The following is a 25,287-nucleotide window of genomic DNA, read 5'->3' on the forward strand; positions in this document are numbered from 1 at the left end:
CTCATGGAAGAGACCCCTGGATGAACCAGCCCGCCGAGCCCACCCACGCCACCGGCACGACCCGCGTCAAGCGCGGCATGGCTGACATGCTCAAGGGCGGCGTCATCATGGACGTCGTCACCGCCGAGCAGGCCAAGATCGCCGAGGACGCCGGCGCCGTCGCCGTGATGGCCCTGGAGCGGGTGCCCGCTGACATCCGCGCCCAGGGCGGGGTCTCCCGGATGAGCGACCCGGACATGATCGACAGCATCATTGAGACCGTCTCGATCCCGGTCATGGCCAAGGCCCGCATCGGTCACTTCGTCGAGGCGCAGGTGCTGCAGAGCCTGGGGGTGGACTACATCGACGAGTCCGAGGTGCTCACCCCGGCCGACTACGCCAATCACATCGACAAGTGGGCCTTCGAGGTCCCCTTCGTCTGCGGCGCGACCAACCTGGGTGAGGCCTTGCGCCGCATCACCGAGGGTGCGGCGATGATCCGGTCCAAGGGTGAGGCCGGCACCGGCGACGTCTCCAACGCGACCACCCACATGCGCACCCTGCGGGCCGAGATCAACCGGCTGCGCTCGATGGCCGAGGACGAGCTCTACGTCGCCGCGAAGGAGCTGCAGGCCCCCTACGACCTCGTCAAGGAGGTGGCCAGCAGCGGCAAGCTGCCGGTGGTGCTGTTCACCGCTGGCGGCATTGCCACCCCCGCCGACGCGGCGATGATGATGCAGCTGGGGGCCGAGGGCGTCTTCGTCGGCTCTGGCATCTTCAAGTCCGGCAACCCGGCCCAGCGCGCCGCCGCGATTGTCAAGGCCACCACCTTCCACGACGACCCCGACACCATCGCCGAGGTCTCGCGCGGTCTGGGCGAGGCGATGGTCGGCATCAACGTCGACGACATCCCGGTCCCGCACCGACTCGCCGAGCGCGGCTGGTAGGACACGCCGCACCCAAGGACTTCTTGAGGTGTCCCGTGGGACTGGTCACCGATGGCCCCTTTCACGGGGCACCCTCCACGACGGCGAGGGAGCGGGTGGTGCAGAGTAGGCCGGTGCCCGCCCCTCGTCCAAGCGTTCCCTCCACCCCTCCTGCCGCCGCCCCCGGTGGCCGACCTGTGGTCGGCGTCCTGGCCGTCCAGGGTGACGTCCGGGAGCACGTCCTCGCGCTGCGCCAGCTGGGTGCCGAGCCGCGCACCGTCCGCCGGCCCGCAGAGCTTGAGGGGTTGGCTGGGTTGGTGGTCCCGGGTGGGGAGTCGACGACCATCGACCGGCTGTCCCGGGTCTTCGGGCTGCACGAGCCGATCCAGGAGCTGATCCGAGACGGGCTGCCGGTGTACGGCTCCTGCGCGGGGATGATCCAGCTGGCCGGCGAGGTCCTCGACGGCCATCCCGAGCAACAGTCCTTCGGCGGCATCGACATGACCGTGCGTCGCAACGCCTTCGGACGGCAGGTGGACTCGTTCGAGGCCGACCTGCCGGTCGCCGGCATCGAGGGGGAGCCCTTCCGGGCCGTCTTCATCCGGGCGCCGTGGGTCGAGCGCCTGGGCGAGCAGGTCGAGGTGCTCGCCGAGGTGGATGGGCACCCGGTCGCCGTCCGGCAGGGTGCGCTGCTGGCCACCAGCTTCCATCCCGAGGTCACCGGTGACCACCGGGTGCACGCGCTCTTCCTCGCCATGTGCGTGCGGGCACAGACCTGACCGGGGGCTAACCTAGGAGACCGGTCCAGCGCCGTCCCGGACGGCCGTGGGCCGGTCGCGCCCGGTGGCAGCGGCAGGCACCCGCCCGTCAGGACGGCATACCGCGCCCTTGCCCCGACGGTGGCGCCCCGAACGCACGCAGGACGACGAAGGTAGGGACTAGGGATGTCTGGGCACTCCAAGTGGGCGACGACCAAGCACAAGAAGGCTGCGCTGGACGCCAAGCGTGGCAAGCTCTTCGCCAAGCTGATCAAGAACATCGAGGTCGCGGCGCGCCTGGGTGGGGGCGACCCGGCCGGCAACCCGACGCTCTACGACGCCATCCAGAAGGCCAAGAAGAGCTCGGTCCCCAACGACAACATCGATCGGGCGGTCAAGCGCGGCTCTGGCGCCGAGGCCGGTGGCGCGGCCTATGAGGCGCTGGTCTACGAGGGCTACGCGCCTGGTGGGGTCGCGCTCTACATCGAGTGCCTGACCGACAACAAGAACCGCGCCGTGATGGAGGTGCGCACCGCCTTGTCGCGCAACGGCGGCTCCATGGCCGACAGTGGCTCGGTGGCCTATCTCTTCGAGCGCAAGGGGCAGGTCGTGGTGCCCAAGGAGCAGGAGCCGGGGGACACGACAGAGGACGCCCTGCTGGAGATCGTGCTCGACGCCGGCGCCGAGGATGTCCAGGACCTCGGGGAGTCTTTCGAGATCCTCTCCGAGTCCGCCGACGTGGTTGCGGTGCGCACCGCACTGCAGGAGGCGGGCCTGGACTACGACTCGGCGGAGGTCACCTTCGTGCCTAGCATGGAGGTGCCGTTGGACGCCGAGGGGGCGCGCAAGGTGATGCGGGTCATGGAGGCCTTGGAGGACTGCGACGACGTGCAGAACGTCTACTCCAACGCCGATATCTCCGATGAGGTCCTCGCCGAGCTCGACGAGGACTGACCGTGGGCGGCTCCGGCCTGGCCTCGCGCGTGTCGGAGCACCGGGGGAGAAGCCCGGCCGCGTAGCGTGACCTACGAACATCTGTCCACACCCGCGGCTTCGAGGAGGTCCCACCGTGCGCGTCCTCGGTGTCGACCCTGGGCTGACCCGCTGCGGCCTCGGTGTGGTCGAGGGCCTGCCCGGCCGACGGCTGCGGATGGTCGCGGTCGGCGTCGTGCGCACCCCGCCGGAGGACGAGCCACACGAGCGCCTGCTGTCGGTGCAGACCGAGATCGACCAGTGGATCGCCGACTGGGCGCCCGATGCGATCGCCGTGGAGCGGATCTTCGCCAAGGCCAACATCAAGGGCATCATGGGCACCGCCCAGGCCTCGGCCGTGCCGATGCTGGCCGCCGCCCGGCTCGGGCTGCCGCTCGCGATGCACACCCCGTCGGAGATCAAAGCCGCCGTCACCGGCAACGGACGCGCCGACAAGGCGCAGGTGGGGCACATGGTCACCCGCATCCTCGGGCTCGAGGAGGCGCCCCGGCCAGCCGACGCCGCCGACGCCCTCGCGCTGGCCATCTGCCACCTGTGGCGTGGAGGGTATGACGCCCGCGTCGACCAGGCGGGCGCCCCCGGCGGGCGGACCAACCGGCTGCAGGCGGCCGAACAAGCCGCAGGTCAGGCCGGATCCAACCGGCTCGCCGAGCTGCACGCCCAGCACCGCACCGCCCAGCGCGCCGCCGCGGCGCGGGCCAGCGGCCGCTCCGGCGTGCGACCCGTGACCACCAGGAGGATCGTCCCGTGATCGCTTCCGTCCGCGGCCCCGTCCGGCACGTAGGTCTGGACCACTTAATCGTTGAGGTGGGCGGGGTGGGCCTGCTGGTCCACACCACCCCCGCGACCGCGGCCGAGGGCGGGGTGGGTGAGGAGATCACCCTGGAGACGGCCCTGGTCGTGCGCGAGGAGTCGCTGACCCTCTACGGCTTCGCCGGGGCCGACGCCAAAGCGCTCTTCGAGCAGGTGCAGACCGTCAGCGGGGTAGGACCCCGGCTCGCGCTGGCCATGCTCTCCGTGCACACTCCAGACGCCCTGCGCACCGCCCTGGCCCGCGGCGACCTCGCCGCGCTGACCAAGATCCCCGGCATCGGGAAGAAGTCGGCCGAGCGGCTGGTGCTCGAGCTCAAGGACAAGATCCTCGCCGTGGGCGTCGACCCGGCCGACCTGTCGGTCACGCCCGCCGGGGCCGCCGGAGCCGAGGACGCCGTCGTGAGCCAGGTGCGGGCGGCTCTGGAAGGCCTGGGCTGGAACACCCGCCAGGCCGACGCCGCCCTCGACACGGTGACAGCAGCCCCAGACGCACCCACCGATGTCGCGGCCGTGCTGCGCGCCGCGCTGCGGGAGCTGGGCCGGTGAGCGACCTGGACCCGGACCTGGGCCTGGGTGACGACGGCTTCGCCGACGGCTCCCGAGAGGTCGGCTTCGCGCCGGGGGAGGACCCCGGCGTGGGCCGGGTGGTGGACCCCGGCGGCGACGACGAGGAGCGCCGGGTGGAGGCCGCACTGCGGCCGCGCAGGCTCGCGGACTTCCCCGGGCAGCACCGAGTCTGCGACCAGTTGGGTCTGGTCCTGGAGGCGGCGCGGCGGCGCGGCAGCCCGCCGGACCACGTGCTGCTCTCCGGCCCGCCCGGCCTGGGCAAGACGACCCTGGCGATGATCATCGCCGGCGAGCTGGAGCAGCCGATCCGGATCACCTCCGGCCCGGCTATCCAGCACGCGGGTGACCTGGCGGCCGTCCTGTCCTCCCTGGTGGAGGGCGAGGTGCTCTTCCTGGACGAGATCCACCGGATGTCTCGCCCTGCCGAGGAGATGCTCTACCTGGCCATGGAGGACTTCCGGGTCGACGTCATCGTCGGCAAGGGCCCGGGCGCCACGGCGATCCCGCTGGAGCTGCCGCCGTTCACCGTGGTCGGGGCCACCACCCGGGCAGGGCTGCTGCCCGCGCCGCTGCGCGACCGGTTCGGCTTCACCGGCCACCTCGACTACTACGCCACCGAAGACCTGGCCACGATCCTGCACCGCAACGCCGACCTGCTGGGCATCGCGGCTGACGAGGCCGGCGTGCAGCAGATCGCCTCCCGTTCCCGCGGCACCCCCCGGGTCGCCAACCGGCTGCTGCGACGCGTCCGGGACTGGGCTCAGGTGCACGGCGAGGACCGCGTCGACGAGCCGGCGGCCCGGGCCGCGCTGAATCTCTTCGACGTCGACGAGCTCGGGCTGGACCGGCTGGACCGCGCAGTCCTGGAAGCCTTGTGCACCAGGTTCGGCGGAGGACCGGTCGGGCTGTCCACGCTCGCCGTGGCCGTCGGTGAGGAACCGGACACGGTGGAGACCGTGGCCGAGCCCTACCTGGTCCGCGAAGGCTTCATGATCCGCACGCCGCGAGGCCGCGCGGCCAGCCGGGCCGCCTGGGAGCACCTCGGGCTCACGCCACCGGCCGACGCCGGCCAGCGCGTGGGTGGCTATCCGGGCGCGCCGGTCGAGGCCGGCACGGGGCGGCTCGGCACCCCGGCCGGCCAGGACCCGCTCCCGCTCGACGACTAGGATCCGCAGACCGTGTCGCCGGTCGGGGCAGACCGTGTCCCCGGTCGGGGCAGAGCGTGTCCCCGGTCGGGGCAGACCGTGTCGCCGGTCAGACACGGGCACCCGCCTCTTTGGTGGCGCCCGCCCGCTCACCTAGACTTCCCCGGGTGCCCTGCCGCGGTTGACGTCGCGCAGGTGCCCGGCCTCGACCTCTGTTGTCGAGATCGACGTCGACGACACTCACAGCTGAAGGGTCTGGTCCATGACACTCGCGACCGGCGCCGCCGCGTCCCAGGGGACCGGCGGTCTCTCCATCCTCATTCTGGCCCTGCCGATCCTGCTCCTGGTCTGGTTGATGTTCTCCCAGCGGCGGCGCACGAAGGCGCTGGGAGAGGCCCAGCAGGCGGTCCAGGTCGGCCAGGAGGTGCTCACCACCTCTGGCATCCACGGGGTGGTGGCCGGCCTGGAGGGCGAGGTCGTCCAGCTGCGCATCGCCGAGGGCGTTGTGATCCGGATGGACCGACGGGCCATCGTGCCCCTGTCGATCGCGCAGGCCGGTCCCGGCCGCGCAGCCCCGGGCAACGCCGACCCGGGCACCACCAACCCTGACGCCGGGGGGACCAACCCGCGATGAGCTTCACCACCCCCAACACCTCCCGCCCGGAGGAGGACCTCCCGGGCACCGGCCGGGACACCGGTCGTCGGCAGAGCACCTCATCCGGCGCCCCGAAGAAGACCGCCAAGAAGACGAGCCGTAGCCGTCGCCGGGCCCGGATGCGGGGCCCGATCCGCACGCTGATCGCGCTCGGTGTCCTGATGGTCACCCTCTTCGGCGGCCTCGGGGCCGCGCACCTTTGGGGCGACCCCCGCGCTGACCTGACCCCACAGCTGGGCCTGGACCTGGCCGGCGGCCGGCAGATGGTCATCGCGCCGGTCACCGAGGAGGGTGCGTCCGTCAGCAGCGAGCAGCTCGACCAGGCCATCGACATCATCCGCCGCCGCGTCGACGGCGGTGGGGTCACCGAGGCCGAGGTCTCCCGGATGGGCAGCAACATCTCGGTGGCCATCCCCGGCAGTCCGACACGCGAGCAGCTGGAGGCCCTGGGCCGGTCCTCGCAACTGCAGTTCCGTCCCGTCCTCGCCGCCCAGTTGATTCTCCCGCCCGGCGAGGAGCTGCCGGCGCCGCGGACGCTGCCTCTGCCCCCGAGCCTGCTGGACGAGCTGAACGCTCCAGACCTCGAAGGGGTGACGGACCCCCTCACCGAGGACATCGACGGCCAGGACGAAGACGCCGACGTCGACGACGCGGTCCAGACGCAGGAGAACCGCGGGGGCGAGGCCCCCGCGGCCGTGCGGAGCGGCACCGGCTTCCCCACCTTGGCCCAGGCCGCCGCAAGCACGACCGACGTGGACGCGGCGCAGGACGTCGAGCAGACCGAGGCCCCTGAGGCGCCCGAGCAGACCGAGGCCCCGGGGGAGACCCTCCCGCCAGCCGACCCGTCCGACCTGAACCAGATCACCGCCGAGCTGCAGCAGCAGTTCCTCGCCGAGGACTGCACCGGCGACGTCGCCTCGAGCGTGGCCAACGCCCTGGCGGCGGCCCCGATCGTGACCTGCAACACGGAGGGCACGGAGAAGTACATCCTGGGCCCGACCGAGCTCTCCGGCGCCAGCGTCACCGACGCCACCTTCGGCCCCGAGCAGCTCCAGGGCGGCGCCCCCACCGGCCGGTGGGAGGTCGTGCTGACCTTCGACAACGAGGGTGGACGGACCTTCGCCGACATCACCCAGCGGCTGTTCAGCTACCGCGGCGCCCCGTCGCCCACCGGTGGGGTCGACCCCCGCAACCGGTTCGCCATGGTCCTGGACGGCGAGGTCATCTCCGCCCCGGGCGTGCAGTCGGTGATCGGCGGCGGCACCGCGACCATCACCGGCGACTTCACCGCGCAGGAGTCTGAGACGCTGTCCAACCAGCTGCGCTTCGGTGCCCTGCCGCTGAGCTTCGAGGTGCAGACCGACGAGCAGATCAGCCCGACCTTGGGTGGTGAGCAGCTGCGCTGGGGCGTCATCGCCGGTGCCATCGGTCTGCTCCTGGTCTTCTCCTACTTGCTGATCCAGTACCACGCGCTCGGGTTCGTGGCGATCGCCGCCCTCGCCATCGCTGCCGCCCTGGCCTACGGCGGGGTGACGCTGCTGGGCTGGTCCAACAACCTGCGCCTGACGATGGCCGGAATCACCGGTCTGATCGTCTCGATCGGCATCACGGCCGACAGCTTCATCGTCTACTTCGAACGCATCCGGGACGAGGTCCGGGCCGGACGGCCGCTGCGGTATGCCGTGGACACCGGGTGGGCGCGTGCCCGCCGGACCCTGATCATCTCCGATGTGGTCAACCTCATCGCGGCCGTGGTGCTCTACATGCTCTCCGAGGCCGGCGTCGCCGCCTTCGCGTTCATGCTGGGTCTGGCCACGGTCATCGACCTCATCGTGGTGTTCATGTTCACCCACCCGGTCGTGAGCATCCTGGCCAACACCCGCTACTTCGGCGAGGGCCGCAAGTGGTCGGGTATGGAGCCGGAGCGGCTGGGTGCCAAGCGCTCGGCCTACCTGGGCCGGGGCCAGGTGCGCGAGCCCGACGTGATCCCGGTGGGTTCCCGTCGGCATACCCGCGAAGAGCTGGAAGGTGGTGTGGTCTGATGTCGCGCTTCTCCCAGCTGGGCAACGACCTGTTCAGCGGCAAGAGGTCCTACCCCATCGTCCACCGAAGGCGGTTCTGGTACATCGTCTCCGGAGTGCTGATGGCGCTGTCCCTGGTGGGGCTGCTAGGCCAGGGCCTGAACTTCGGCATCGAGTTCCGTGGCGGCTCCGAGCTGCGGGTCAGCCAGGTCCAGGACCTGGACTCCTACGAGCAGCGTGCGAACGAGGTGATGAACGAGGTCGCGTCGGGCGGGACCCACAGCATCACCCGGATCGGGGACAGCACCATCCGGGTCCAGACCGGCGAGCTGTCCAACCAGGACGCCGAGACCGCCCGGCTCGACCTGGCGGACGAGTTCGGCGTCCCGGCTGAGGACGTGACCAGCAGCTTCGTCGGTCCGTCCTGGGGTGAGACCGTCACCCAGCGCGCCCTCATCGCGCTCGCGGTGTTCCTGGCCCTGGTCGCACTCGTGCTGACCTTCTACTTCCAGACCTGGAAGATGGCCGCGGCCGCGATGGTGGCGTTGGTCCACGACGTCATCTTCACCGTCGGCGTCTATGCCCTGCTGGGCATCGAGGTCTCACCGGCCTCGGTCATCGGCTTCTTGACCATCCTGGGCTACTCGATCTACGACACGATCGTGGTGTTCGACAAGGTCCGGGAGAACACCGAGCACGCCATGGACACCGGCCGGCAGACCTTCGCCGAGGCGGCGAACCTGGCGGTCAACCAGACCCTGGTGCGCTCGATCAACACCTCGATCGTGGCCCTGCTGCCGGTCGGTGTCATCCTGCTGGTGGGCCTGACGATCATCGGTCCGGGCACCCTGGTCGACCTCTCGTGGGCTCTGTTCATCGGCATCGCGGTGGGCACCTTCTCCTCGATCTTCATCGCTACCCCGCTGCTGGTCACCATGCGGCAGGGAGAGCTGGGGATCCGCAAGCACGACACACAGGTCGCCAAGCGCCGGGCGCGCCAGGAGACCCGGGGCGCCCGGGTGGGTGAGCCTGAGGACGTGGTCGGCGGCGAGCAGCTCGACGGCGAGGAGGACGACGACACCCAGGCGCAGACCGCGGCCGTGGGCGCGCCGACCCAGGTGCGCCAGCCCAGCAGCGGACAGCCCTCCCCGGGTCGCCAGCTGCACCCCTACGCCCAGCGCGGGCCGCGCAACCAGCCCAAGCGCAAGCGACGCTCCTGATGGCCGTGCCCGAGCCTGACCGCGAGCTCTCCGCCGCGGTCCTGGCGGGGATGCGGAATATCCCCGACTTTCCCGAGCCGGGGGTGACCTTCAAGGACTTCACCCCGTTGCTGCTGGACCGACCGTTGCGGGACCGGATCGTGGCGGACACGGTGCGGCGCCGGCAGGGGCAGGTGGACGTGGTCGCCGGGATCGAGGCGCGCGGCTTCATCCTCGGGGCGATGATCGCGCACGAGCTCGGCGTCGGTTTCGTGCCGGTGCGCAAGGCCGGCAAGCTGCCCGCGGCCGTGCACACCCAGTCCTACACGCTGGAGTACGGCGAGGCGACGTTGGAGATCCACCAGGATGCCGTCGACCACCGCGAGCGGGTCCTGGTCGTCGACGACGTGCTGGCCACCGGCGGCACGCTGGCGGCCACCTGCGAGCTGGTCCAGCGCTGCGGTGCCAGTGTCGCCGGCATCGAGTTGGTCCTGGAGATCGGGGCGCTCGGAGGCCGCGCACGGCTGACGGACTACGACCTGCACTCCCTGGTCACCGTCTGAGACACGCGCGGCTCGGCGCCCGCCGGGCATATCAGTCCACGCAGGAGCAGCACCTATGCTTTGTCCATGAGTGAGCCCGTGCCCGCCGCCTCGACCCCCCGGGTCGGCGGTGGGCTGCGCCCACGGTGGGCGCGGCTCGGGGGCCCCCGGCCCAGCGCCAGCCCGGTGCTGGAGCCGCTCCTGCGGTCGGTCCGTGCTACCCATCCCCGCGCCGACGTCTCCCTCATCGAGCGGGCCTACCAGGCCGCCGAGCAGGCCCACAAGGGCCAGACCCGCAAGAGCGGCGACGCCTACATCACCCACCCGCTGGCAGTAGCCTCCATCCTGGCCGAGCTCGGCATGACCCCCTCCACCATCGCGGCGGCACTGCTGCACGACACGGTGGAGGACACCTCATACTCCCTGGAGCAGCTGCGCAAGGACTTCGGCGACGAGATCGCCATGATGGTCGACGGCGTGACCAAGCTGGACAAGGTCACCTACGGCGACGCAGCCCAGTCCGAGACCGTGCGCAAGATGGTCGTGGCGATGGCCCGCGACATCCGGGTGCTGGTGATCAAGCTCGCTGACCGGCTGCACAACGCCCGCACCTGGCGCTACGTCTCCGCGGAGTCGGCCGCCCGCAAGGCCCAGGAGACGCTGGAGATCTACGCGCCGCTGGCGCACCGGCTGGGCATGAACACCATCAAGTGGGAGCTGGAGGACCTGTCCTTCGCCCAGCTCTATCCCAAGGTCTACGACGAGATCGTCCGGATGGTGGCCGAGCGGGCGCCGGCGCGCGAGCAGATGCTCTCGCGGATCCGGGCCGAGATCACTGAGGAGCTCAAGACCAGCAAGATCCGGGCGGCTGTCACCGGCCGACCCAAGCACTACTACTCGGTCTACCAGAAGATGATCGTGCGGGGGCACGACTTCGACCAGATCTACGACCTGGTCGCGGTCCGGGTGCTGGTGGACTCCATCCAGGACTGCTACGCGGTGCTCGGCGCCCTGCACAGCCGGTGGAACCCGGTGCCGGGGCGGTTCAAGGACTACATCGCGATGCCGAAGTTCAACATGTACCAGTCGCTGCACACCACGGTGATGGGTCCGGGTGGCAAACCGGTCGAGGTGCAGATCCGCACCCACCAGATGCACCGCCGGGCGGAGTACGGTGTGGCGGCCCACTGGAAGTACAAGGAGCAGGGCCCCGACGGCACCAAGGCCCGGGCCGGTTCCGACGGGGCGCCCGGAGCCCTGGACGGGATGGCCTGGCTGCGCCAGCTCATCGAGTGGCAGAAGGAGACCGCGGACCCGGGGGAGTTCCTCGACTCGCTGCGCTTCGAGGTCGGTGCCGCCGAGGTCTACGTCTTCACCCCGGACGGCGATGTCATGGCGCTAGCGGCGGGCGCCACCCCCGTGGACTTCGCGTATGCGGTGCACACCGAGGTCGGGCACCGCTGCGTCGGTGGCCGGGTCAACGGCAAGCTGGTGCCGCTGGACTCCGAGCTGGCCAACGGCGACGTCTGCGAGATCATCACCAGCAAGGCCCAGGACGCCGGGCCCAGCCGCGACTGGCTCAACTTCGTCAAGAGCGCCCGCGCCCGCAACAAGATCCGGCAGTGGTTCACCCGGGAGCGGCGCGAGGAGATGGTCGACTCCGGCCGCGACCAGATCGCCAAGGTGCTGCGCAAGCAGAACGCCCCGCTGCAGCGGCTGATGAGCCACGACACGCTGACCGCGGTCGCGCAGAGCCTGAACTACAAGGACATCGAGGGTCTGTACGCCGCCGTCGGCGAGGGCCATGTCAGCTCCCAGCACGTGGTGAACCAGCTGGTCGCGACCCTGGGTGGTGAGGACGGTGCCGAGGAAGACCTGGCCGAGGCGGTCCGCCCGCAGCGCGGCCGGCTCCCTCAGGCCGACCCGGGTGTCACCGTGGTCGGGACCGACGACGTCTGGGTCAAGCTGGCCCGCTGTTGCACCCCGGTGCCCGGCGACCCCATCCTCGGCTTCGTCACCCACGGCAAGGGCGTCTCGGTGCACCGCACTGACTGCACCAACGCCGAGCAGCTGCAGTCGCAGTCACCCGAGCGGATCCTCGCCGTCGCGTGGGCCCCGACCGCCTCCAGCCTGTTCTTGGTCAACATGCAGGTCGAGGCGCTGGACCGACCCGGTCTACTCTCCGACGTGACCCGCGTGCTGTCCGAGCAGCGCGTCAACATCCTCTCGGCGTCGGTGCAGACCAACCGCGACCGGGTGGCGCTGTCCAAGTTCACCTTCGAGATGGCCGACCCCTCGCACCTGGAGTCGGTGATCCGCGCTGTGCGGCGCATCCCCGCGGTGCTCGACGCCTACCGGGTCACCGGCACCGCCAGCACCGACCCGCACCGTCGCCGACGCACCGACCCGCGCAGCGCCTGACCGGCGACACACTCTGCCCCCGACCGGCGACACGCTCTGCCCCCGACCGGCGACACGATGTCGTGCAGAGCGTGTTCCCGGTGAGGCGCAGACCGTGTCGCCGGTCGTTCAGGTGGTGGCTGGGGCGAGGAAGGCGGCGAGAGCGGCGGCATACCCGGCCTGGTCGAGGGTGCCGCAGATCTCGCGGGTGGAGTGCATCGAGAGCACGGGGGCACCGAAGTCAACCGTCGTGGCGCCAGTGAGGGCCGAGGTCATTGGGCCGACCGTGGAGCCGCAGGGCAGGTCGGTGCGCGTGACGAAGGTCTGCATCGGCACGCCCGCCTGCTCGCAGGCCATCTGGAAAGTAGCGGCGCCGAGGCTGTCGGTGGCGTAGCGCAGGTTGTTGTTGACCTTGAGCACCGGACCGCCGTTCATCCGGATCTGGTGCTGCGGCTCGTGTCGCTCGGCGTAGTTGGGATGGGTGGCGTGGGCCATGTCGCCGGAGGCGATGACCGTGCCGGCCAGGGCCCGCCAGTAGTCCTCCCGGGTGCCGCCGGCGGCCAGCACGATGCGCTCCAGCCAGGCCGGCAGGAAGGTCGACTGGGCCCCGCGCTCGGAGGTGCTGCCGACCTCCTCGTGGTCGAAGAGCGCGATGACGGGCACCCACGGCTGCTGCGCAGGCTCCGCCACGGCGTGCAGGAGAGCCAGCACCCCGGCATAGGAGGTCGCCAGGTTGTCCAGGCGTGCCGAGGCGAGCAGCTCACCGTCCCGCCCGATCCGCCGGGCGGGGGTGAGGTCGTGCGTCATGGCGTCAAAGGCCAGCAGGTCATGGGGGGCGACCTGGACCTGCTCGGCCAGCCAGTCGCGGAAGGTGCGGTCCACGCCGGCTCCCAGGCCCCAGTGGGGTGCCAGGTGCTGCTGGTCGTTGAGCTGCAGGCCCTCGGAGCGCACCGTGCGGTCCAGGTGGATGGCCAGCTGGCTGACGCGCAGGATCGGGTCGTCGCAGCGCCACAGCCGCTGCCCGACCCCACCGGGGGCCGAGGCATCCCGGACAGCCACCCGGCCGGACAGGCCGAGGTCGCGGTCCAGCCAGGAGTTGGTCAGCGCCCCGCCATAGATCTCCACACCCAGCATCTGCCAGCCGGCACGCGCCCAGTCCGGGTGCGGCTTGACCCGCAGGTTGGGCGAGTCGGTGTGCGCACCGACGACCCGGTATGGGGTGTGCGCCGCCGCCCCCTCGTCCAGGTGGGCGGTCGACCAGGCGATGAGCGAGCCGCCCCGCCGAACGACGTAGCTGCCTGGGGCAGTCGGGGTCGGGTGGGTCTCGGCTACCTCGGTGAAGCCCTGGGCCGTGAGGAGCCTGGCTGCGGAGTCCACTGCGTGGAAGGGAGAGGGCGAGGCGTCCAGGTAGCGGCACAGGCCGTCGGCGACCTCGGTGACGTGGCTGGCCAGCTCCTCGATGCGCTGCGCCGCGGGTGTGCTGCCGGGTGCGTCGGACATGGTGCCGGGGGCCGCGGCGGCGGTGCCAGCCCCGGTGGTGGGGTCGGCCATCAGGACAGGCCACCCCGCGCGGAGTCTAGCCACAACTGCTTGGTGGCGATCTCGGACTCCAGGCTGGAGACCCGCTTGTCGTCACCGGCCGCGCGGGCCGCCGCGAGGTCGGACTCCAGACCCTGCACCTGGCGTTCGAGCTGGTCCACCATGGACTGCGCGCGGGCGGTCAGCTCGGGGTCGCTGCGCTTCCACTTCTTGTCCTCCAGGTCGCGCACCTGCTGCTCGACGGCCCGCAGGCGGCCCTCGACGCGACGGACGTCGGCGCGCGGCACCTTGCCAGCGGACTCCCAGCGGTCCTGGATGCGGCGCAGCTCGTTCTTGGCGTGCTCCAGGTGGGCCTCGTCGATGGTCAGCGCCTCGGCTTCCGCGAGCAGATCCTCCTTGACCTTGAGGTTCTCGGTGAACTCTGCCTCCTCGGCGGCGACCACCTCATCCTTGGCGTCAAAGAAAGTGTCCTGGGCGGACTTGAAGCGCTGCCACAGTGCGTCGTCCTCGGCGCGGGAGGTGCGTCCGGCGCGCTTCCAGTCCTGCATCAGCCGCTTGAAGGTGCCGGCCGTGGCGCCCCAGTCCTTGCTGGTCGCCAGCTGCTCCGCCTCCGCGACCAGCCGCTCCTTGAGCCGCTTGGCCTCGGCGTGCTGGTCGTCCAGTTGGGCGAACCATGCCTTGCGGGCCTTGTCGAAGGAGGAGCGGGCGGCGCTGAAGCGCTGCCAAAGCCCCGACTCGACGCCCTTGTCCAGACGCGGGCCAGAGCGCTGGTGGGCCTTCCACTCATCCAGCAGCTCGCGGATCCGGGCGCTGCTCTGCTTCCACTGAATCCGCGAGGGGTCCGTGGCGGCCAGTTGCTCGGCCTGCGCCACGATTGCCTCCCGCGCCTGGGTCGCCTGGGCCTTGGCGGCCGCGCGGGCTTCCTGCTCGGCCCGGGCTTTGTCGGAGATCGCGGTCTCCAGGTGGGCAACCGTGGCCTCCAGCGCGGCCAGGTCGCCGACGACGTTGGCTTCGCCGATCTGCTCCTTGAGGTGATTCAGCGACTGCCGGGCGTCGTGCGAGCTGACGTCCGTGTTGGCCAGGCGCGCCTTGAGCAGGTCTGCGGACGCGACCAGCTCGTCGTACTTGCGGGCGAAGTAGGCCAGCGCCTCGTCGGCGGTCGCACCGGGGAAGGATCCGACGGCACGCTCGGTGCCGTCGGCAAGTTGGACATAGACGGTGCCGTCCTCGCCCACCCGGCCGTGCTTGACGGACTTGCTGGGCGGCAGCGGCTCGGCCACCGCCGCGCTGCTGTCGGGGCTAGCCGGAGCAGCGGGGGCCGAGGGCGCCGGGCGCGGAGCAGCCGGCTTGCGCGCCGCGAACATAGCCGGCGTCGGGACACCGGGACGCGGGGCGGTGGGCTGGGCCGGCTGCTCGGCAGGCGCCTGGGTGGGCTCGTCTGCAGTGGGCTCCTCAGCCGCGGTGGTCTCTTCGGCAGGCGCCTGGGTGGGCTCGTCTGCAGTGGGCTCCTCAGCCGCGGTGGTCTCTTCGGCAGGCGCCTCGGCAGTCGCCTCGGTTGGCCCGTCAGCGGTGGCAGTCTCTTCGGCAGGCGTCTCGGCGAGCTCGTCTGCGGGCTCGTCTACGGCGGCAGTCTCTTCGACGGGTGCCTCGGCGGGCTCGTCCACCGAGGCAGCGGTCTCCTCCGCGGGCTCCGGCGTGTCGGGCTTCGGGGCGGCCGTCGGGGCCTCGTGCTCAACGTGCTGTTCCGTGACCCGGTCGAGGTTGGCCTCGGTCTCGGGCGACTGGTCGGTCTCTGCGGAGCGCTCGGACTGCTGCGGCATCTGCTCGGTCACTGTGGGTGGCTCTTCTCTGGAAGGGACCGCGAGATCGACCATCGGGGCCGACTCGACGTGGCGTAGTGGTCCGACCCTACCTAACGCCTCGTGTTGCCTGCGGGACTAGCCTGCACACCATGTTCGTGCGCAGCATCGTGGCCGACGCCTTCGGGACCAACTGCTACATCGTGGCCCCCGCCGTGGGGGAGGAGTGCCTGATCGTCGACCCTGGAGTCGGGGTGGTGGACCGGGTGCAGGAGGTGCTGCGCGAACACCGGCTCCGCCCCGCCGCGGTGCTGCTCACCCACGGCCACCTCGACCACGTCTACTCCGTCACGCCGGTGTGCGGGGGGACGACCGGCGCATACATCCACACCGACGACCGCTATCGCCTGCGCGACCCGCTGGCCACCATGAACCCTCAGCTACTGCTGGCGCTGGAGCAGCAGTTTGGCCGCGCCGCGGCGTGGGCCGAGCCCGAGGACGTCGTCGAGGTCACCGGCCGGGAGGTCCTGGAACTGGCCGGGCTGCAGATTGAGGTGGCCCACGCACCAGGCCACACCGAAGGTTCGGTCCTCTTCTCCCTGGGGGGAGTGCCGGACGGCATACCCTCCGAGGAGCTGGGGCGGACCATGCTCTCCGGCGACGTGCTCTTCGCCGGCTCCATCGGGCGCACCGACCTGCCCGGTGGCGACCATGCCGCTATGCAGCGCTCTCTGCGCGAGGTCGTGTTGCCGCAGCCGGACGCGACGCTGGTCCTGCCCGGGCACGGCCCGGCGACCACGATGGCGCGCGAACGGGTCACCAACCCCTACCTGCAGGACCTGGCAGGGTAGGCAGACTGTGCCCTGGCACCGCCCGGTCACCGCACCGCATTCCACCCACCCCACTGAACGACGAGGTCGACTATGAAGCTAGACGAGTTCCCCCGTTATCCGCTCACCTTCGGACCGAGCCCGGTGCACCACCTCAAGCGGTTGTCCGAGCATCTCGGCGGGGCCCAGGTGTGGGCCAAACGCGAGGACGTCAACAGCGGGCTGGCCTTCGGCGGCAACAAAACCCGCAAGCTGGAGTACATCGTCCCCGACGTCTTGGCCTCCGGCGCCGACACGCTGGTCTCCATCGGTGGGTACCAGTCCAACCACACCCGGCAGGTCGCCGCCGTTGCGGCCCACCTCGGGCTGCACTGCCGCCTCGTGCAGGAACGCTGGGTGCCCTGGGAGGACCCGGTCAACGACAAGGTCGGCAACATCCTGCTGTCTCGGATGATGGGCGCCGACTCCAGGCTGGACGACGCCGGCTTCGACATCGGCATCCGGGACTCCTGGAAGCAGGCCCTGCAGGAGGTCGAAGAGTCCGGAGGCACGCCCTACCCGGTCCCCGCCGGGGCCTCCATGCACCACCTCGGTGGCCTGGGCTTCGCCAACTGGGCCTTCGAGGTCGCCGAGCAGGAGAAGGCTCTCGGTGTCTTCTTCGACACGATCGTGGTGTGCACCGTGACCGGCTCGACCCACGCGGGGATGATCGCTGGGTTCGCCGCCCTGGAGGAGCTCACCGGGGTCCGCCGCCGAGTCCTGGGCATCGACGCCTCCGCGACCCTGGATCAGACCCGGGACCAGGTGTCCCGCATCGCGCACCACACCGCCCAGCTCATCGAGGTCGGCCGCGAGCTGCGCGAGGACGAGATCCAGGTCCTGGACGGGTGGGCCGGCGACCTCTACGGCCTGCCAGTCGAGTCCACCATGGAGGCCATGGCGCTCGGCGCCCAGCTGGAGGCGATGATCACCGACCCCGTCTACGAAGGCAAGTCCCTGGCCGGCTTGATCGACCTCGTCAAGGAAGGCGAGATCCCGCGTGACTCCACCGTCCTCTACGCCCACCTGGGAGGTCAGCCGGCGGTCAACGCCTACCACGCGCTGTGGTCCTCCTGACTGCACACCAGGGGCCGCCCGGTGCCGGCCAGCACCTGGACCGGCGGCTGCGCTGCCTCGATAGACTCACTCGGTGATTACCCCCCGCACGCCGTCCGGAGTCCTCGAGCTGCTGCCGCAAGACCAGGTTGCCTTCCAGCGCATGCTGGACGCGATCCGCGCGGGGTATGAGCGGTTCGGCTTCCTGCCGATCGAGACCCCGGTCTTCGAGCGCTCCGACGTGCTGCTCACCAAGACCGGCGGGGAGACTGAGCGCCAGGTCTACTTCGTGCAGTCCACGGGGGCGCTGGAGAAGGCGAACGAGGCGGCGGCCGCGGCCCGCCAGGAGAGCGGTGACGGCGAGGACGCCGCGGAGACGGCATACCCCGAGCTCGCCCTTCGCTTCGACCTCACCGTGCCGCTGGCGCGCTATGTGGCCGAGCACGAGCACCAGCTGACCTTCCCCTTCCGGCGCTACCAGATGCAGCGCGTCTACCGCGGAGAGCGGCCGCAGCGCGGGCGGTTCCGGGAGTTCTACCAGTGCGACGTGGACATCATCGGCAAGGACCAGCTCTCGGTCCGCCACGACGCGGAGTGCCCGGCGATCATCCACGGCATCTTCACCGACCTGGCGATCGGGCCGTTCACGATCCAGATCAACAACCGCAAGCTCCTGCGCGGCTTCTACGAGGACCTGGGCATCACCGACAGTGAGCAACAGGCAGCAGTCTTGCGAGAGGTGGACAAGCTCGACAAGCGCGGCGAGGACTACCTGCGCACCACCCTGACGGGGGAGGGCTTCGGCCTGTCCTCGGAGGTGGTGGAGCAGATCCTCACCTTCGTCCAGGTGCGCTCGACCGGTCACGAGGACGCGCTGTCCCGCCTCACGGAGGTGGAGACCGGCTCCCGGGGGAGCGCGTCGTTGACCGAGGGCATCGCGGAGCTGCGCGAGGTGCTGACCCTGGTCCGGGCCATGGGCGTGCCCGAGACCGACTACCGCCTGAACTTCTCTATCGCCCGCGGCCTCGACTACTACACCGGCACCGTCTACGAGACCGTCCTGGATGACCACCCGGAAATCGGGTCGATCTGCTCCGGCGGTCGCTACGACAACCTCGCCGGCCAGTACACCAAGTCCCGCCTGCCCGGCGTCGGCATCTCGATCGGTCTGTCCCGCCTGTTCTGGCAGCTGCGTGAGGCAGGGCTGCTCGAGGCGTCCACGGGTGAGTCGACGGTGCAGGTGCTGGTGCCGCAGATGTCCGAAGAGCTGCTCGACGCGCAACTGGCCCTGGCCGCCCAGCTGCGCGCCGGGGGGATCCGGACCGAGACCATGCTGGACGGCGGCAAGCTCGGCAAGCAGCTGAGGTATGCCGATCGCGCCGGCATCCGGTTCGTCGCCCTGCTCGGGGAGCAGGAGGCTGCCGACGGGACGGTGACGATCAAAGACCTGCGCCGTCAGGACCAGTTCACCGTGCCGCGAGCCGAGCTGGTCTCCGCGCTGCGGGTCGAGCTGGCCCAGCCGCTGGTCTGAGCCGGTCAGCCGTCGAGGTCGACTGACAGGATGCTGATGGGCTGTGCGGGTGCGCCGTCCCCGGCGCCGCCCTGACCGCCCTGCGCAGCGACCGCCTCGACGATCTCCAGACCCTCGCTCACCTGGCCGAAGACGCTGTAGCCGCCCCCCTGGGTAGGCAGCTGGGTGTCGTCGTAGACGATGAAGAACTGGCCGCCGTTGCTGTTCGGATCCTGGGTCCGGGCCATGGCCAGGGTGCCGGGGGGTAGGTGCCGTCCTCCGGCGCGTTCTCGATGCCATAGCCGTAACCGGGGTTGCCCTGCCCGCTCCCGGTCGGGTCGCCGCACTGCAGCACGAAGATGCCCTGGGTGGTCAGCCGGTGGCACGGGCTGTCGTCCCAGTAGCCCTCCTGCGCCAGGAACTGGAAGGAGGCCACCGTCTGCGGTGCGTCGGCGGCCGCGAGCTCGAGCGCAACGTCTCCGCAGGTGGTCTGCAGCGTCGCGGTCACCGTCGCGGGCTCGCCGGGATGCGGCTCGGGCAGGTCGTCCGGGGTGAAGGAGAGTGGCTCGGCCGGCGGTGCCGGCGGCTCCTCGCAGTCCAGCGCCGCGGGTTCGGTCCCCTCGGTGCCCTCGGTCTCCTCGGTCTCCTCGGTGTCTTCGGTGTCTTCGACGGACTCGGTCTGGCTGTCGGAGCCGAACATGGGCGAGCCGTCGCCACAGCCGGAGAGGACGAGCGCGACGAGGGCGGAGGCGGTGAGCAGGTGACGGCGCATGAACGGGGATTCTAGGTGGCCCGACCCGGCAGGACGCACGTGGTCCGGACGAGCCTCCCCAATGTGTTAGCGTATTAACGCGCTGGCACAGAACCAGCGCATCGTCACGTGAAGGGCCGGAAGTGGGATGAAGCAGCGGGAGCGGGACGCCGAGCGGGCGCCGCGGGTGCGGGCCGAGCTCGCCGCTACCCTCGCCGGGCTGACCGACGCGGCTGCCGTGGACGCCTTCCTCGACGACCTGTGCACGCCCGCCGAGATCGAGGCCCTGGCCGACCGCTGGTCGGTCGTGCCCCTGCTGGCGGGGGGTATGCCGTATCGCCGCATCTACGAGGTCACCGGCGTCAGCGTGACGACTGTGGGCCGGATCGCCAAGTGCCTGGACGGGGGCGCCGATGGCTACCGGGCCGCGCTGCAGCATCATCCTGCCAGCCAACATATCCATCCGGCGGGGTCGGCCCCCGCCTGAGCTGGCGCCCGACGGTGTGCGCCGCCCGGACCGAGGCGCCCTCTGCCCATCGCCAGCCTGAACCCACCACATACCCCCCCTGACCCGGAAGGTCGTCATGACCCCTCCTGCCCAGCCGCGTGAGCGCCTGCGCATCGCGCTGCAGAAGTCCGGCCGCCTCGGCGACCCGGCCCGTGAGCTGCTCGCCGCCGGCGGCCTGACCTGGCGCGAGAGCCGCGACCGGCTCTTCCTCTACGGCGAGAGCCTGCCGGTGGACCTGCTGCTCGTCCGTGACGACGACATCCCCGGCCTGATCACCGACGGCGTGTGTGACCTGGGGATCGTCGGCCGCAATGTGCTGGTCGAGAACAGCCTGGCGCTGGGCGCCCAGGGCCACCGGCCCCTCGTCGAGTGGCGCCAGCTGGGTTGGGGGCGGTGCAGCCTGGACGTCGCCATCGGCGAGGACGAGGAGTGGACCGGGCCCCAGCAGCTGGCTGGCCTACGGATCGCGACCTCCTACCCGCAGATCCTCGGCCGTTGGCTGCGGCAGGAGGGCGTTGAGGCGCAGACCGTGGTGCTGAACGGCTCGGTCGAGATCGCGCCGCGGCTGGGGCAGGCCGACCTGGTCTGCGACCTGGTGTCGACGGGAGGCACGCTACGGGCTAACCAGCTGCGCCCGGTCACCACCATCCTGGACAGCGAGGCGGTCATCGCCGGGCCCGACCAGCGCCTGGAAGACGGGCGTCAGGAGATTGCGGACCTGCTGCTGGGCCGGCTCGACGGAGCCATGCAGCTCAAGGAGTCGCGGTTGCTCATGCTGCGGGCGGCCCGCCCGGTCCTGGACCAGGTCCTGCCCCTGCTGCCCGGTGGTCACGAGCCGACCCTGACCGGTGTCGAGGGCCGCGACGAGGTCGCGATCCAGATGCTGGTGCACGGCCCGGTCTCCTGGGCCAAGCTCGAGGACCTCAAGCGGGCCGGGGCGCACAACCTCATGGTGCTGCCGGTAGAGGGGATGCTGGCATGAACGTGTTGACCTGGTCTGAGCTGTCCGCGCAGGAGCAGCAGGACGCGCTGCGCAGGGCGACCGCCGCAGCCGGGCCGAAGGTCACCTCCGGCGTCATCGACATCCTGGCGCAGGTGCGCACGCACGGCGACGAAGCTCTGCGTGAGCTCACCGCACGACTCGACAGCGCCGACGTCGACGCCCTCGAGGTCCCCGCCGCCGACCGGCAGGCCGCCGTCGCGGCCCTGGACCCTCAGCTGCGGGCCGCGATCATCGAGGCGGCCGGGCGGATCCGGGCCTTCCACGAGGCGGGTATGCAGCAGGACTATGCGGTGCAGACCGCGCCCGGCGTGGTCTGTGAGCGGGTGGTCCGGCCGATCCGCCGCGTGGGTCTCTATGTTCCCGCCGGATCGGCCCCGCTGCCCTCGACGGCGCTGATGCTCGGCATCCCGGCGCAGCTGGCCGGGTGCCCCGAGGTGGTGCTGTGCACCCCGCCGCGGCCCGACGGCAGCGCCGACCCCGCGGTGCTCGCGGCTGCCGCCGAGTGCGGCATCGAGCGCGTCTTCGTCGTCGGCGGAGCGCAGGCGGTGGCCGCGATGGCTTACGGCACCGACTCGGTCCCGCGGTGCGACAAGATCTTCGGCCCCGGCAACGCCTGGGTCACCGAGGCCAAGCGCCAGGTGTCGACGGCCGAGGGCGGCCCCGGGATCGACCTGCCCGCCGGTCCGTCCGAGGTCGTCGTGGTGGCCGACGCGGGCGCCGACGCCGAGTTCGTCGCCGCCGACCTGCTTTCCCAAGCCGAGCACGGCCCGGACAGCCAGGTGCTGCTGCTCACCGAGAGCCAAGAACTGGCCGAGGCAGTGGCCGAGCAGGTCGAGGAGCAGGTCGCAAGCCTGCCCCGCGCCGACATCGCCCGCAAGGCCCTGGCCGCATCCCGGATCATCCTCACCCCAGATCTGGCGACCGCGCTCGAGGTCGTCAACGACTACGCCCCCGAGCACCTGATCCTGGCCCTGCGCGAGCCTCGTGACTGGCTGGGCCGTGTCGAGCGGGCTGGCTCTGTCTTCCTCGGCGACACCACACCGGAGACGCTGGGCGACTACTGCTCGGGCACCAACCACGTGCTGCCCACCGCCGGCGCGGCCCGGTTCACCGGCGGCGTCAACGTCGGCTCCTTCCAGATCGCGATGACCGTCCAGCAGGCCAGCCCGGCGGGTCTGCAGGAGGTCGGTCCGTGCGCCGTGACCCTGGCCGAGGCCGAGTCCCTGCACGCCCACCAGCGGGCGGTCACCCGGCGGCTGGCCCGGATCGGCGCGGGCGGCGCCAGCACCGGGACCATCACTACCGGCACCAGCTCGGGCACCACCACGGACGTTGTCCGGTGAGCGTCTCCCGCCCCGCCTCTGTCGGCTTCCCCCAGCACCTGGTCCGGGAGGACCTGCGCGACTTCGCCGGCTACTCCTCTGCCCGCACGAGCGGCCCGACCGGGAGCGGCCCCCGGATCTGGCTCAACGCCAACGAGGCCGCCGACCCCAGCGCCGTCGACGCGCAGGGGCGGTGCCGTCGCTACCCTGAGCCGCAGCCGCCGGACCTGGTCGAGGCCTTCGCCGACGTCTGGGCCACCTCACCGGACCGCGTCGTCGTCGGCCGCGGCAGCGACGAGGCGATCGAGCTGCTGGTCCGCGCCCTGTGCCGGCCGGGGGAGGCCCGCGACGGTGTCGTCATCACCTCCCCGACCTTCGGCATGTATGCCGTCTCCGCCCGCCTGCACGGTGTGCCGGTGGTCGACGTCCCCCAGCTCGACGACGACGTGGGCTGGCGGGTGGACACCGCCGCCGTGGCCGAGGCGGTGGGCCGCAGCGGTGCCCGGCTCGTCTTCCTCGCCTCGCCCGGCAACCCCACGGGGACCGTGGTGCCCCTGCGCGAGGTTGCAGACCTGGCCGCGACCCTGGCCGAGCAGGCCGTTGTCGTCATTGACGAGGCCTACGGCGAGTTCGCCGCGCAGCGCTCGGCCGTCACCCTGCTGGAGGAGCACCCGAACATCGTCGTGCTGCGCACCTTGTCCAAGGCGCACGCCCTCGCCGGCGCCCGGGTGGGGATTGCCCTAGCCCACCCCGACCTCGCAGCTGTCCTGCGCCGCGTCCAGGCGCCCTACCCGGTGCCCGCCCCCGTCGCCGAGCTCGCGCTGGCCGCGTTGTCGCCGCAGGCACTGCAGCAGACGCGCAGCCGCGTGGGCCGCACCTTGGTGCTGCGCGACCAGGTCGGCCGCTGGCTGCGGGATCTTCCCGGGGTCCGCGCGGTCTACGCCAGCGAGGCCAACTTCCTGCTGGTGCGCGCCGAGGACCCGGACGGCCTGCTCACGGCCCTGGACGAAGCCGGGGTCGTCGTACGCGACCTGCGTCACCAGCCGGGCCTCGACGACGCCGTGCGCATCACCATCGGGGCCGGCACCGAGATGCAGCAGGTCCGCCAGGCACTCGACCGCCTCAACCCCACCACGACCGGCGACACCACGCCCAGCGCCATCACCACGCCCAGCGCCGTCACCACCCCCACGACCCAGGAGCCCACCCGATGAGCACCCGCCCGATCTGCTTCGTCGACCGCGACGGCACGATCATCCACGAGCCGGAGGACTTCCAGGTGGACCGCCTGGACAAGGTGGCCTTCGTCGACGGGGTCATCCCGGCGCTCCTGCGCATCCAGGACGCTGGCTTCGACCTCGTCATGGTCACCAACCAGGACGGGCTGGGCACGGACGCCTTCCCGCAGGAGGACTTCGACGGCGCGCACGACCTGGTCATGCAGGTGCTGACCAGCCAGGGGGTTCGGTTCCGCGAGATCATCATCGACCCGCACCACGACGGACCCGATGCGCCGTGGACCCGCAAGCCGGGCATCGGTCGCGTCGTGCACCTGCTCAAGGACCGCGACGTCGACTGGTCCCGCTCGGTGATGGTGGGGGACCGGCTCAGCGACAAGGAGTTCGGGGACAACCTGGGCATCACCACCTACCTCCTGCCGGCCGGTCCGGGGCTGGACGCCGGTCTGCCGACGACCACCTGGCCGCAGGTCGCGCACACCGTGGTCGACCGGCCGCGGGTCGCGCACGTGGAGCGCAACACCGCCGAGACCCGCATCGCCGTCGACGTCGACCTCGACGCGCCTGGCGGTGCGGACGCCCAGACCGGCATCGGCTTCTACGACCACATGCTCGACCAGCTGGCCCGGCACGGCGGCTTCGCACTCACCGTGCGCTGCGCGGGCGACCTGCACATCGACGACCACCACACCATCGAGGACGTCGCCCTTGCAGTGGGGGAGGCGATCCGCACCGCGCTGGGCGACAAGCGCGGCATCGGCCGCTACGGGTTCACCGCCCCCATGGACGAGGCCCAGGCCAGCGCCGCCATCGATCTGTCCGGCCGCCCCTACTTCCGCTATGAGGGCACCTTCGACCGGCCGACCGTCGGGGACTTCAGCACGGAGATGGTCGAGCACTTCTGGCGCTCGTTCTCCGACGCCCTACGCGCCACGCTGCACCTGAAGGTGGAGGGCAGCAACGCCCACCACCAGATCGAGGTGGGGTTCAAGGCCGTGGCACGCGCTCTGCGCATGGCGCTGTCCCGCCAAGGCCCGGCCAACGAGCTGCCCTCCACCAAGGGCGTGCTGTGAGCGGCCCACGGGTCGCCCTCGTCGACGGCGGAGGCACCAACATCGGCTCGGTGAGCTATGCCCTGGAGCGCCTCGGCGCCACCGCCCGGCTCACGTCCGACCCGGCCGATATCCTCGCCGCCGATCGAGTGCTGCTGCCCGGTGTCGGGGCCGCAGGCGTCGGGATGCGCAGGCTGCGCGAGCTGGGCCTGGACGAGGTCCTGCACCAGGTCCAAGCACCCCTGCTGGGGGTCTGCCTGGGTATGCAGCTGCTGCTGGACCACACCGAGGAGGACGGCGGCGTCCAGGGCCTGGGGCTCATCTCGGGGCAGGTGCGAGCGATCCCCGCCGCGCCCGGCCTACGGGTGCCGCACATGGGTTGGAACGCCTTGACCGGCCTCGTGCAGGATCCGATCCTGGCCGGGATCGAGGAGGGGGAGCGGGCCTACTTCGTGCACTGCTACGCCGCCCCGCCCGGGCCGCATACCGTCGCCTCGGCCACGCACGGTGCCCCCTTGAGCGCCGTGATCCGCAGCGGCTTACGGTGGGGTGCACAGTTCCACCCAGAGAGGTCGGCTTCTGTCGGAGCTCGACTTCTGCGAAACTTTGTCGTGGAGGTTGCCCGATGACGCGCGACCCTGA

The 25,287-nt window shown here is 71.2% G+C and carries 23 protein-coding genes and 1 pseudogene; 20 read left to right on the plus strand and 4 right to left on the minus strand.

The window, feature by feature from the left end:
- Positions 1-20 precede the first annotated feature (20 nt).
- From pdxS to FY030_RS07395, 11 genes are all read left to right on the plus strand, one after another.
- On the plus strand, positions 21-926 hold the full coding sequence (gene pdxS, locus FY030_RS07345) for a pyridoxal 5'-phosphate synthase lyase subunit PdxS (RefSeq protein ID WP_158060944.1): 906 nt from the start codon (positions 21-23) through the stop codon (positions 924-926).
- Between the two features lie 113 nt (positions 927-1,039).
- Positions 1,040-1,684 carry a pyridoxal 5'-phosphate synthase glutaminase subunit PdxT gene (gene pdxT, locus FY030_RS07350; RefSeq protein WP_272950549.1) on the plus strand — a complete coding sequence of 215 codons (645 nt, stop codon included), beginning with the start codon at positions 1,040-1,042 and terminating at the stop codon, positions 1,682-1,684.
- Between the two features lie 165 nt (positions 1,685-1,849).
- Positions 1,850-2,617 carry a YebC/PmpR family DNA-binding transcriptional regulator gene (locus FY030_RS07355; protein ID WP_158060945.1) on the plus strand — a complete coding sequence of 256 codons (768 nt, stop codon included), beginning with the start codon at positions 1,850-1,852 and terminating at the stop codon, positions 2,615-2,617.
- Positions 2,618-2,732: 115 nt separating this feature from the next.
- On the plus strand, positions 2,733-3,407 hold the full coding sequence (gene ruvC, locus FY030_RS07360; RefSeq protein ID WP_158060946.1) for a crossover junction endodeoxyribonuclease RuvC: 675 nt from the start codon (positions 2,733-2,735) through the stop codon (positions 3,405-3,407).
- Positions 3,404-4,015, plus strand: coding sequence for a Holliday junction branch migration protein RuvA (ruvA, locus tag FY030_RS07365; protein ID WP_158060947.1), 612 nt, complete (start codon positions 3,404-3,406; stop codon positions 4,013-4,015). Before ruvC ends, ruvA begins: the two co-directional genes overlap by 4 nt.
- 89 nt (positions 4,016-4,104) lie before the next feature.
- A complete protein-coding gene (gene ruvB, locus FY030_RS07370) occupies positions 4,105-5,202 on the plus strand; it encodes a Holliday junction branch migration DNA helicase RuvB (protein WP_158062701.1) in 1,098 nt (365 codons plus the stop codon).
- Positions 5,203-5,443: 241 nt separating this feature from the next.
- Positions 5,444-5,815, plus strand: coding sequence for a preprotein translocase subunit YajC (locus tag FY030_RS07375; protein WP_158060948.1), 372 nt, complete (start codon positions 5,444-5,446; stop codon positions 5,813-5,815).
- A complete protein-coding gene (gene secD, locus FY030_RS07380) occupies positions 5,812-7,878 on the plus strand; it encodes a protein translocase subunit SecD (RefSeq protein ID WP_158060949.1) in 2,067 nt (688 codons plus the stop codon). Before FY030_RS07375 ends, secD begins: the two co-directional genes overlap by 4 nt.
- Positions 7,878-9,077 carry a protein translocase subunit SecF gene (secF, locus tag FY030_RS07385; protein ID WP_158060950.1) on the plus strand — a complete coding sequence of 400 codons (1,200 nt, stop codon included), beginning with the start codon at positions 7,878-7,880 and terminating at the stop codon, positions 9,075-9,077. Before secD ends, secF begins: the two co-directional genes overlap by 1 nt.
- A gap of 5 nt (positions 9,078-9,082) precedes the next feature.
- On the plus strand, positions 9,083-9,619 hold the full coding sequence (locus FY030_RS07390; RefSeq protein WP_420371876.1) for an adenine phosphoribosyltransferase: 537 nt from the start codon (positions 9,083-9,085) through the stop codon (positions 9,617-9,619).
- Positions 9,620-9,685: 66 nt separating this feature from the next.
- Positions 9,686-12,019: a RelA/SpoT family protein gene (locus FY030_RS07395; protein WP_158060952.1), complete on the plus strand. Its 2,334-nt coding sequence runs from the start codon at positions 9,686-9,688 to the stop codon at positions 12,017-12,019.
- A gap of 108 nt (positions 12,020-12,127) precedes the next feature.
- Here the strand turns inward: FY030_RS07395 and FY030_RS07400 are convergent, their stop codons facing one another.
- The gene (locus FY030_RS07400; RefSeq protein ID WP_238348604.1) at positions 12,128-13,549 is read right to left on the minus strand and encodes a M18 family aminopeptidase; all 1,422 of its coding nucleotides are present in this window, start codon (positions 13,547-13,549) and stop codon (positions 12,128-12,130) included.
- Entirely contained in the window at positions 13,549-15,357 is a 1,809-nt protein-coding gene (locus tag FY030_RS07405) for a DUF349 domain-containing protein (RefSeq protein WP_238348605.1), read from the minus strand. Before FY030_RS07405 ends, FY030_RS07400 begins: the two co-directional genes overlap by 1 nt.
- 131 nt (positions 15,358-15,488) lie before the next feature.
- Here FY030_RS07405 and FY030_RS07410 point away from each other — a divergent pair, with 131 nt between their 5' ends.
- The 3 genes from FY030_RS07410 (at position 15,489) to hisS (ending at position 18,792) form a co-directional block, all read left to right on the plus strand.
- A complete protein-coding gene (locus FY030_RS07410; RefSeq protein WP_158060953.1) occupies positions 15,489-16,187 on the plus strand; it encodes an MBL fold metallo-hydrolase in 699 nt (232 codons plus the stop codon).
- A gap of 72 nt (positions 16,188-16,259) precedes the next feature.
- Positions 16,260-17,282: a 1-aminocyclopropane-1-carboxylate deaminase gene (locus FY030_RS07415; protein ID WP_158060954.1), complete on the plus strand. Its 1,023-nt coding sequence runs from the start codon at positions 16,260-16,262 to the stop codon at positions 17,280-17,282.
- Between the two features lie 73 nt (positions 17,283-17,355).
- Positions 17,356-18,792, plus strand: coding sequence for a histidine--tRNA ligase (gene hisS, locus FY030_RS07420; protein WP_158060955.1), 1,437 nt, complete (start codon positions 17,356-17,358; stop codon positions 18,790-18,792).
- 5 nt (positions 18,793-18,797) lie between these two features.
- On the opposite strand, the gene FY030_RS17065 is transcribed toward hisS, so the two are convergent.
- Together FY030_RS17065 and FY030_RS17070 are read right to left on the minus strand one after the other, a co-directional pair.
- Complete coding sequence (locus FY030_RS17065; RefSeq protein ID WP_272950550.1) at positions 18,798-19,019, minus strand: peptidylprolyl isomerase; 222 nt, start codon at positions 19,017-19,019, stop codon at positions 18,798-18,800.
- 119 nt (positions 19,020-19,138) lie between these two features.
- Positions 19,139-19,543: pseudogene (locus tag FY030_RS17070) on the minus strand (peptidylprolyl isomerase); the annotation flags it as partial.
- Between the two features lie 127 nt (positions 19,544-19,670).
- On the opposite strand from FY030_RS17070, the gene FY030_RS07430 reads away from it, so the two are divergent.
- The 6 genes from FY030_RS07430 to hisH all read left to right on the plus strand — a co-directional run bounded on the left by FY030_RS07430 (position 19,671) and on the right by hisH (position 25,274).
- Positions 19,671-20,009 (plus strand): YerC/YecD family TrpR-related protein, encoded by a 339-nt coding sequence (locus FY030_RS07430; protein ID WP_158060956.1) that lies wholly within the window; start codon positions 19,671-19,673, stop codon positions 20,007-20,009.
- 97 nt (positions 20,010-20,106) lie between these two features.
- Positions 20,107-21,012: an ATP phosphoribosyltransferase gene (gene hisG / locus FY030_RS07435; RefSeq protein ID WP_158060957.1), complete on the plus strand. Its 906-nt coding sequence runs from the start codon at positions 20,107-20,109 to the stop codon at positions 21,010-21,012.
- On the plus strand, positions 21,009-22,376 hold the full coding sequence (gene hisD, locus FY030_RS07440; RefSeq protein WP_158060958.1) for a histidinol dehydrogenase: 1,368 nt from the start codon (positions 21,009-21,011) through the stop codon (positions 22,374-22,376). Before hisG ends, hisD begins: the two co-directional genes overlap by 4 nt.
- Entirely contained in the window at positions 22,373-23,569 is a 1,197-nt protein-coding gene (hisC, locus tag FY030_RS07445) for a histidinol-phosphate transaminase (RefSeq protein ID WP_158060959.1), read from the plus strand. The genes hisD and hisC overlap by 4 nt, the downstream gene beginning before the upstream one ends.
- A complete protein-coding gene (gene hisB / locus FY030_RS07450; RefSeq protein ID WP_158060960.1) occupies positions 23,566-24,666 on the plus strand; it encodes a bifunctional histidinol-phosphatase/imidazoleglycerol-phosphate dehydratase HisB in 1,101 nt (366 codons plus the stop codon). The genes hisC and hisB overlap by 4 nt, the downstream gene beginning before the upstream one ends.
- Positions 24,663-25,274 carry an imidazole glycerol phosphate synthase subunit HisH gene (gene hisH, locus FY030_RS07455; RefSeq protein WP_158060961.1) on the plus strand — a complete coding sequence of 204 codons (612 nt, stop codon included), beginning with the start codon at positions 24,663-24,665 and terminating at the stop codon, positions 25,272-25,274. The genes hisB and hisH overlap by 4 nt, the downstream gene beginning before the upstream one ends.
- Positions 25,275-25,287: the final 13 nt, after the last annotated feature.

The organism is Ornithinimicrobium pratense (genome assembly GCF_008843165.1).
Classification (GTDB): Bacteria; Actinomycetota; Actinomycetes; order Actinomycetales; family Dermatophilaceae; genus Ornithinicoccus; species Ornithinicoccus pratensis.

Excerpts from the sequence above, each read along its gene's own strand:
- FY030_RS17065 (WP_272950550.1), bottom strand. The coding sequence starts at position 19,019 with ATGGCCCGGACCCAGGATCCGAACAGCAACGGCGGCCAGTTCTTCATC.
- FY030_RS07410 (WP_158060953.1), top strand. The coding sequence starts at position 15,489 with ATGTTCGTGCGCAGCATCGTGGCCGACGCCTTCGGGACCAACTGCTAC.
- FY030_RS07375 (WP_158060948.1), top strand. The coding sequence starts at position 5,444 with ATGACACTCGCGACCGGCGCCGCCGCGTCCCAGGGGACCGGCGGTCTC.
- FY030_RS07400 (WP_238348604.1), bottom strand. The coding sequence starts at position 13,549 with ATGGCCGACCCCACCACCGGGGCTGGCACCGCCGCCGCGGCCCCCGGC.
- pdxS (WP_158060944.1), top strand. The coding sequence starts at position 21 with ATGAACCAGCCCGCCGAGCCCACCCACGCCACCGGCACGACCCGCGTC.
- hisD (WP_158060958.1), top strand. The coding sequence starts at position 21,009 with ATGAACGTGTTGACCTGGTCTGAGCTGTCCGCGCAGGAGCAGCAGGAC.
- FY030_RS07395 (WP_158060952.1), top strand. The coding sequence starts at position 9,686 with ATGAGTGAGCCCGTGCCCGCCGCCTCGACCCCCCGGGTCGGCGGTGGG.
- secF (WP_158060950.1), top strand. The coding sequence starts at position 7,878 with ATGTCGCGCTTCTCCCAGCTGGGCAACGACCTGTTCAGCGGCAAGAGG.
- FY030_RS07415 (WP_158060954.1), top strand. The coding sequence starts at position 16,260 with ATGAAGCTAGACGAGTTCCCCCGTTATCCGCTCACCTTCGGACCGAGC.
- FY030_RS07430 (WP_158060956.1), top strand. The coding sequence starts at position 19,671 with ATGAAGCAGCGGGAGCGGGACGCCGAGCGGGCGCCGCGGGTGCGGGCC.
- hisG (WP_158060957.1), top strand. The coding sequence starts at position 20,107 with ATGACCCCTCCTGCCCAGCCGCGTGAGCGCCTGCGCATCGCGCTGCAG.
- hisB (WP_158060960.1), top strand. The coding sequence starts at position 23,566 with ATGAGCACCCGCCCGATCTGCTTCGTCGACCGCGACGGCACGATCATC.
- FY030_RS07355 (WP_158060945.1), top strand. The coding sequence starts at position 1,850 with ATGTCTGGGCACTCCAAGTGGGCGACGACCAAGCACAAGAAGGCTGCG.
- FY030_RS07405 (WP_238348605.1), bottom strand. The coding sequence starts at position 15,357 with ATGCCGCAGCAGTCCGAGCGCTCCGCAGAGACCGACCAGTCGCCCGAG.
- secD (WP_158060949.1), top strand. The coding sequence starts at position 5,812 with ATGAGCTTCACCACCCCCAACACCTCCCGCCCGGAGGAGGACCTCCCG.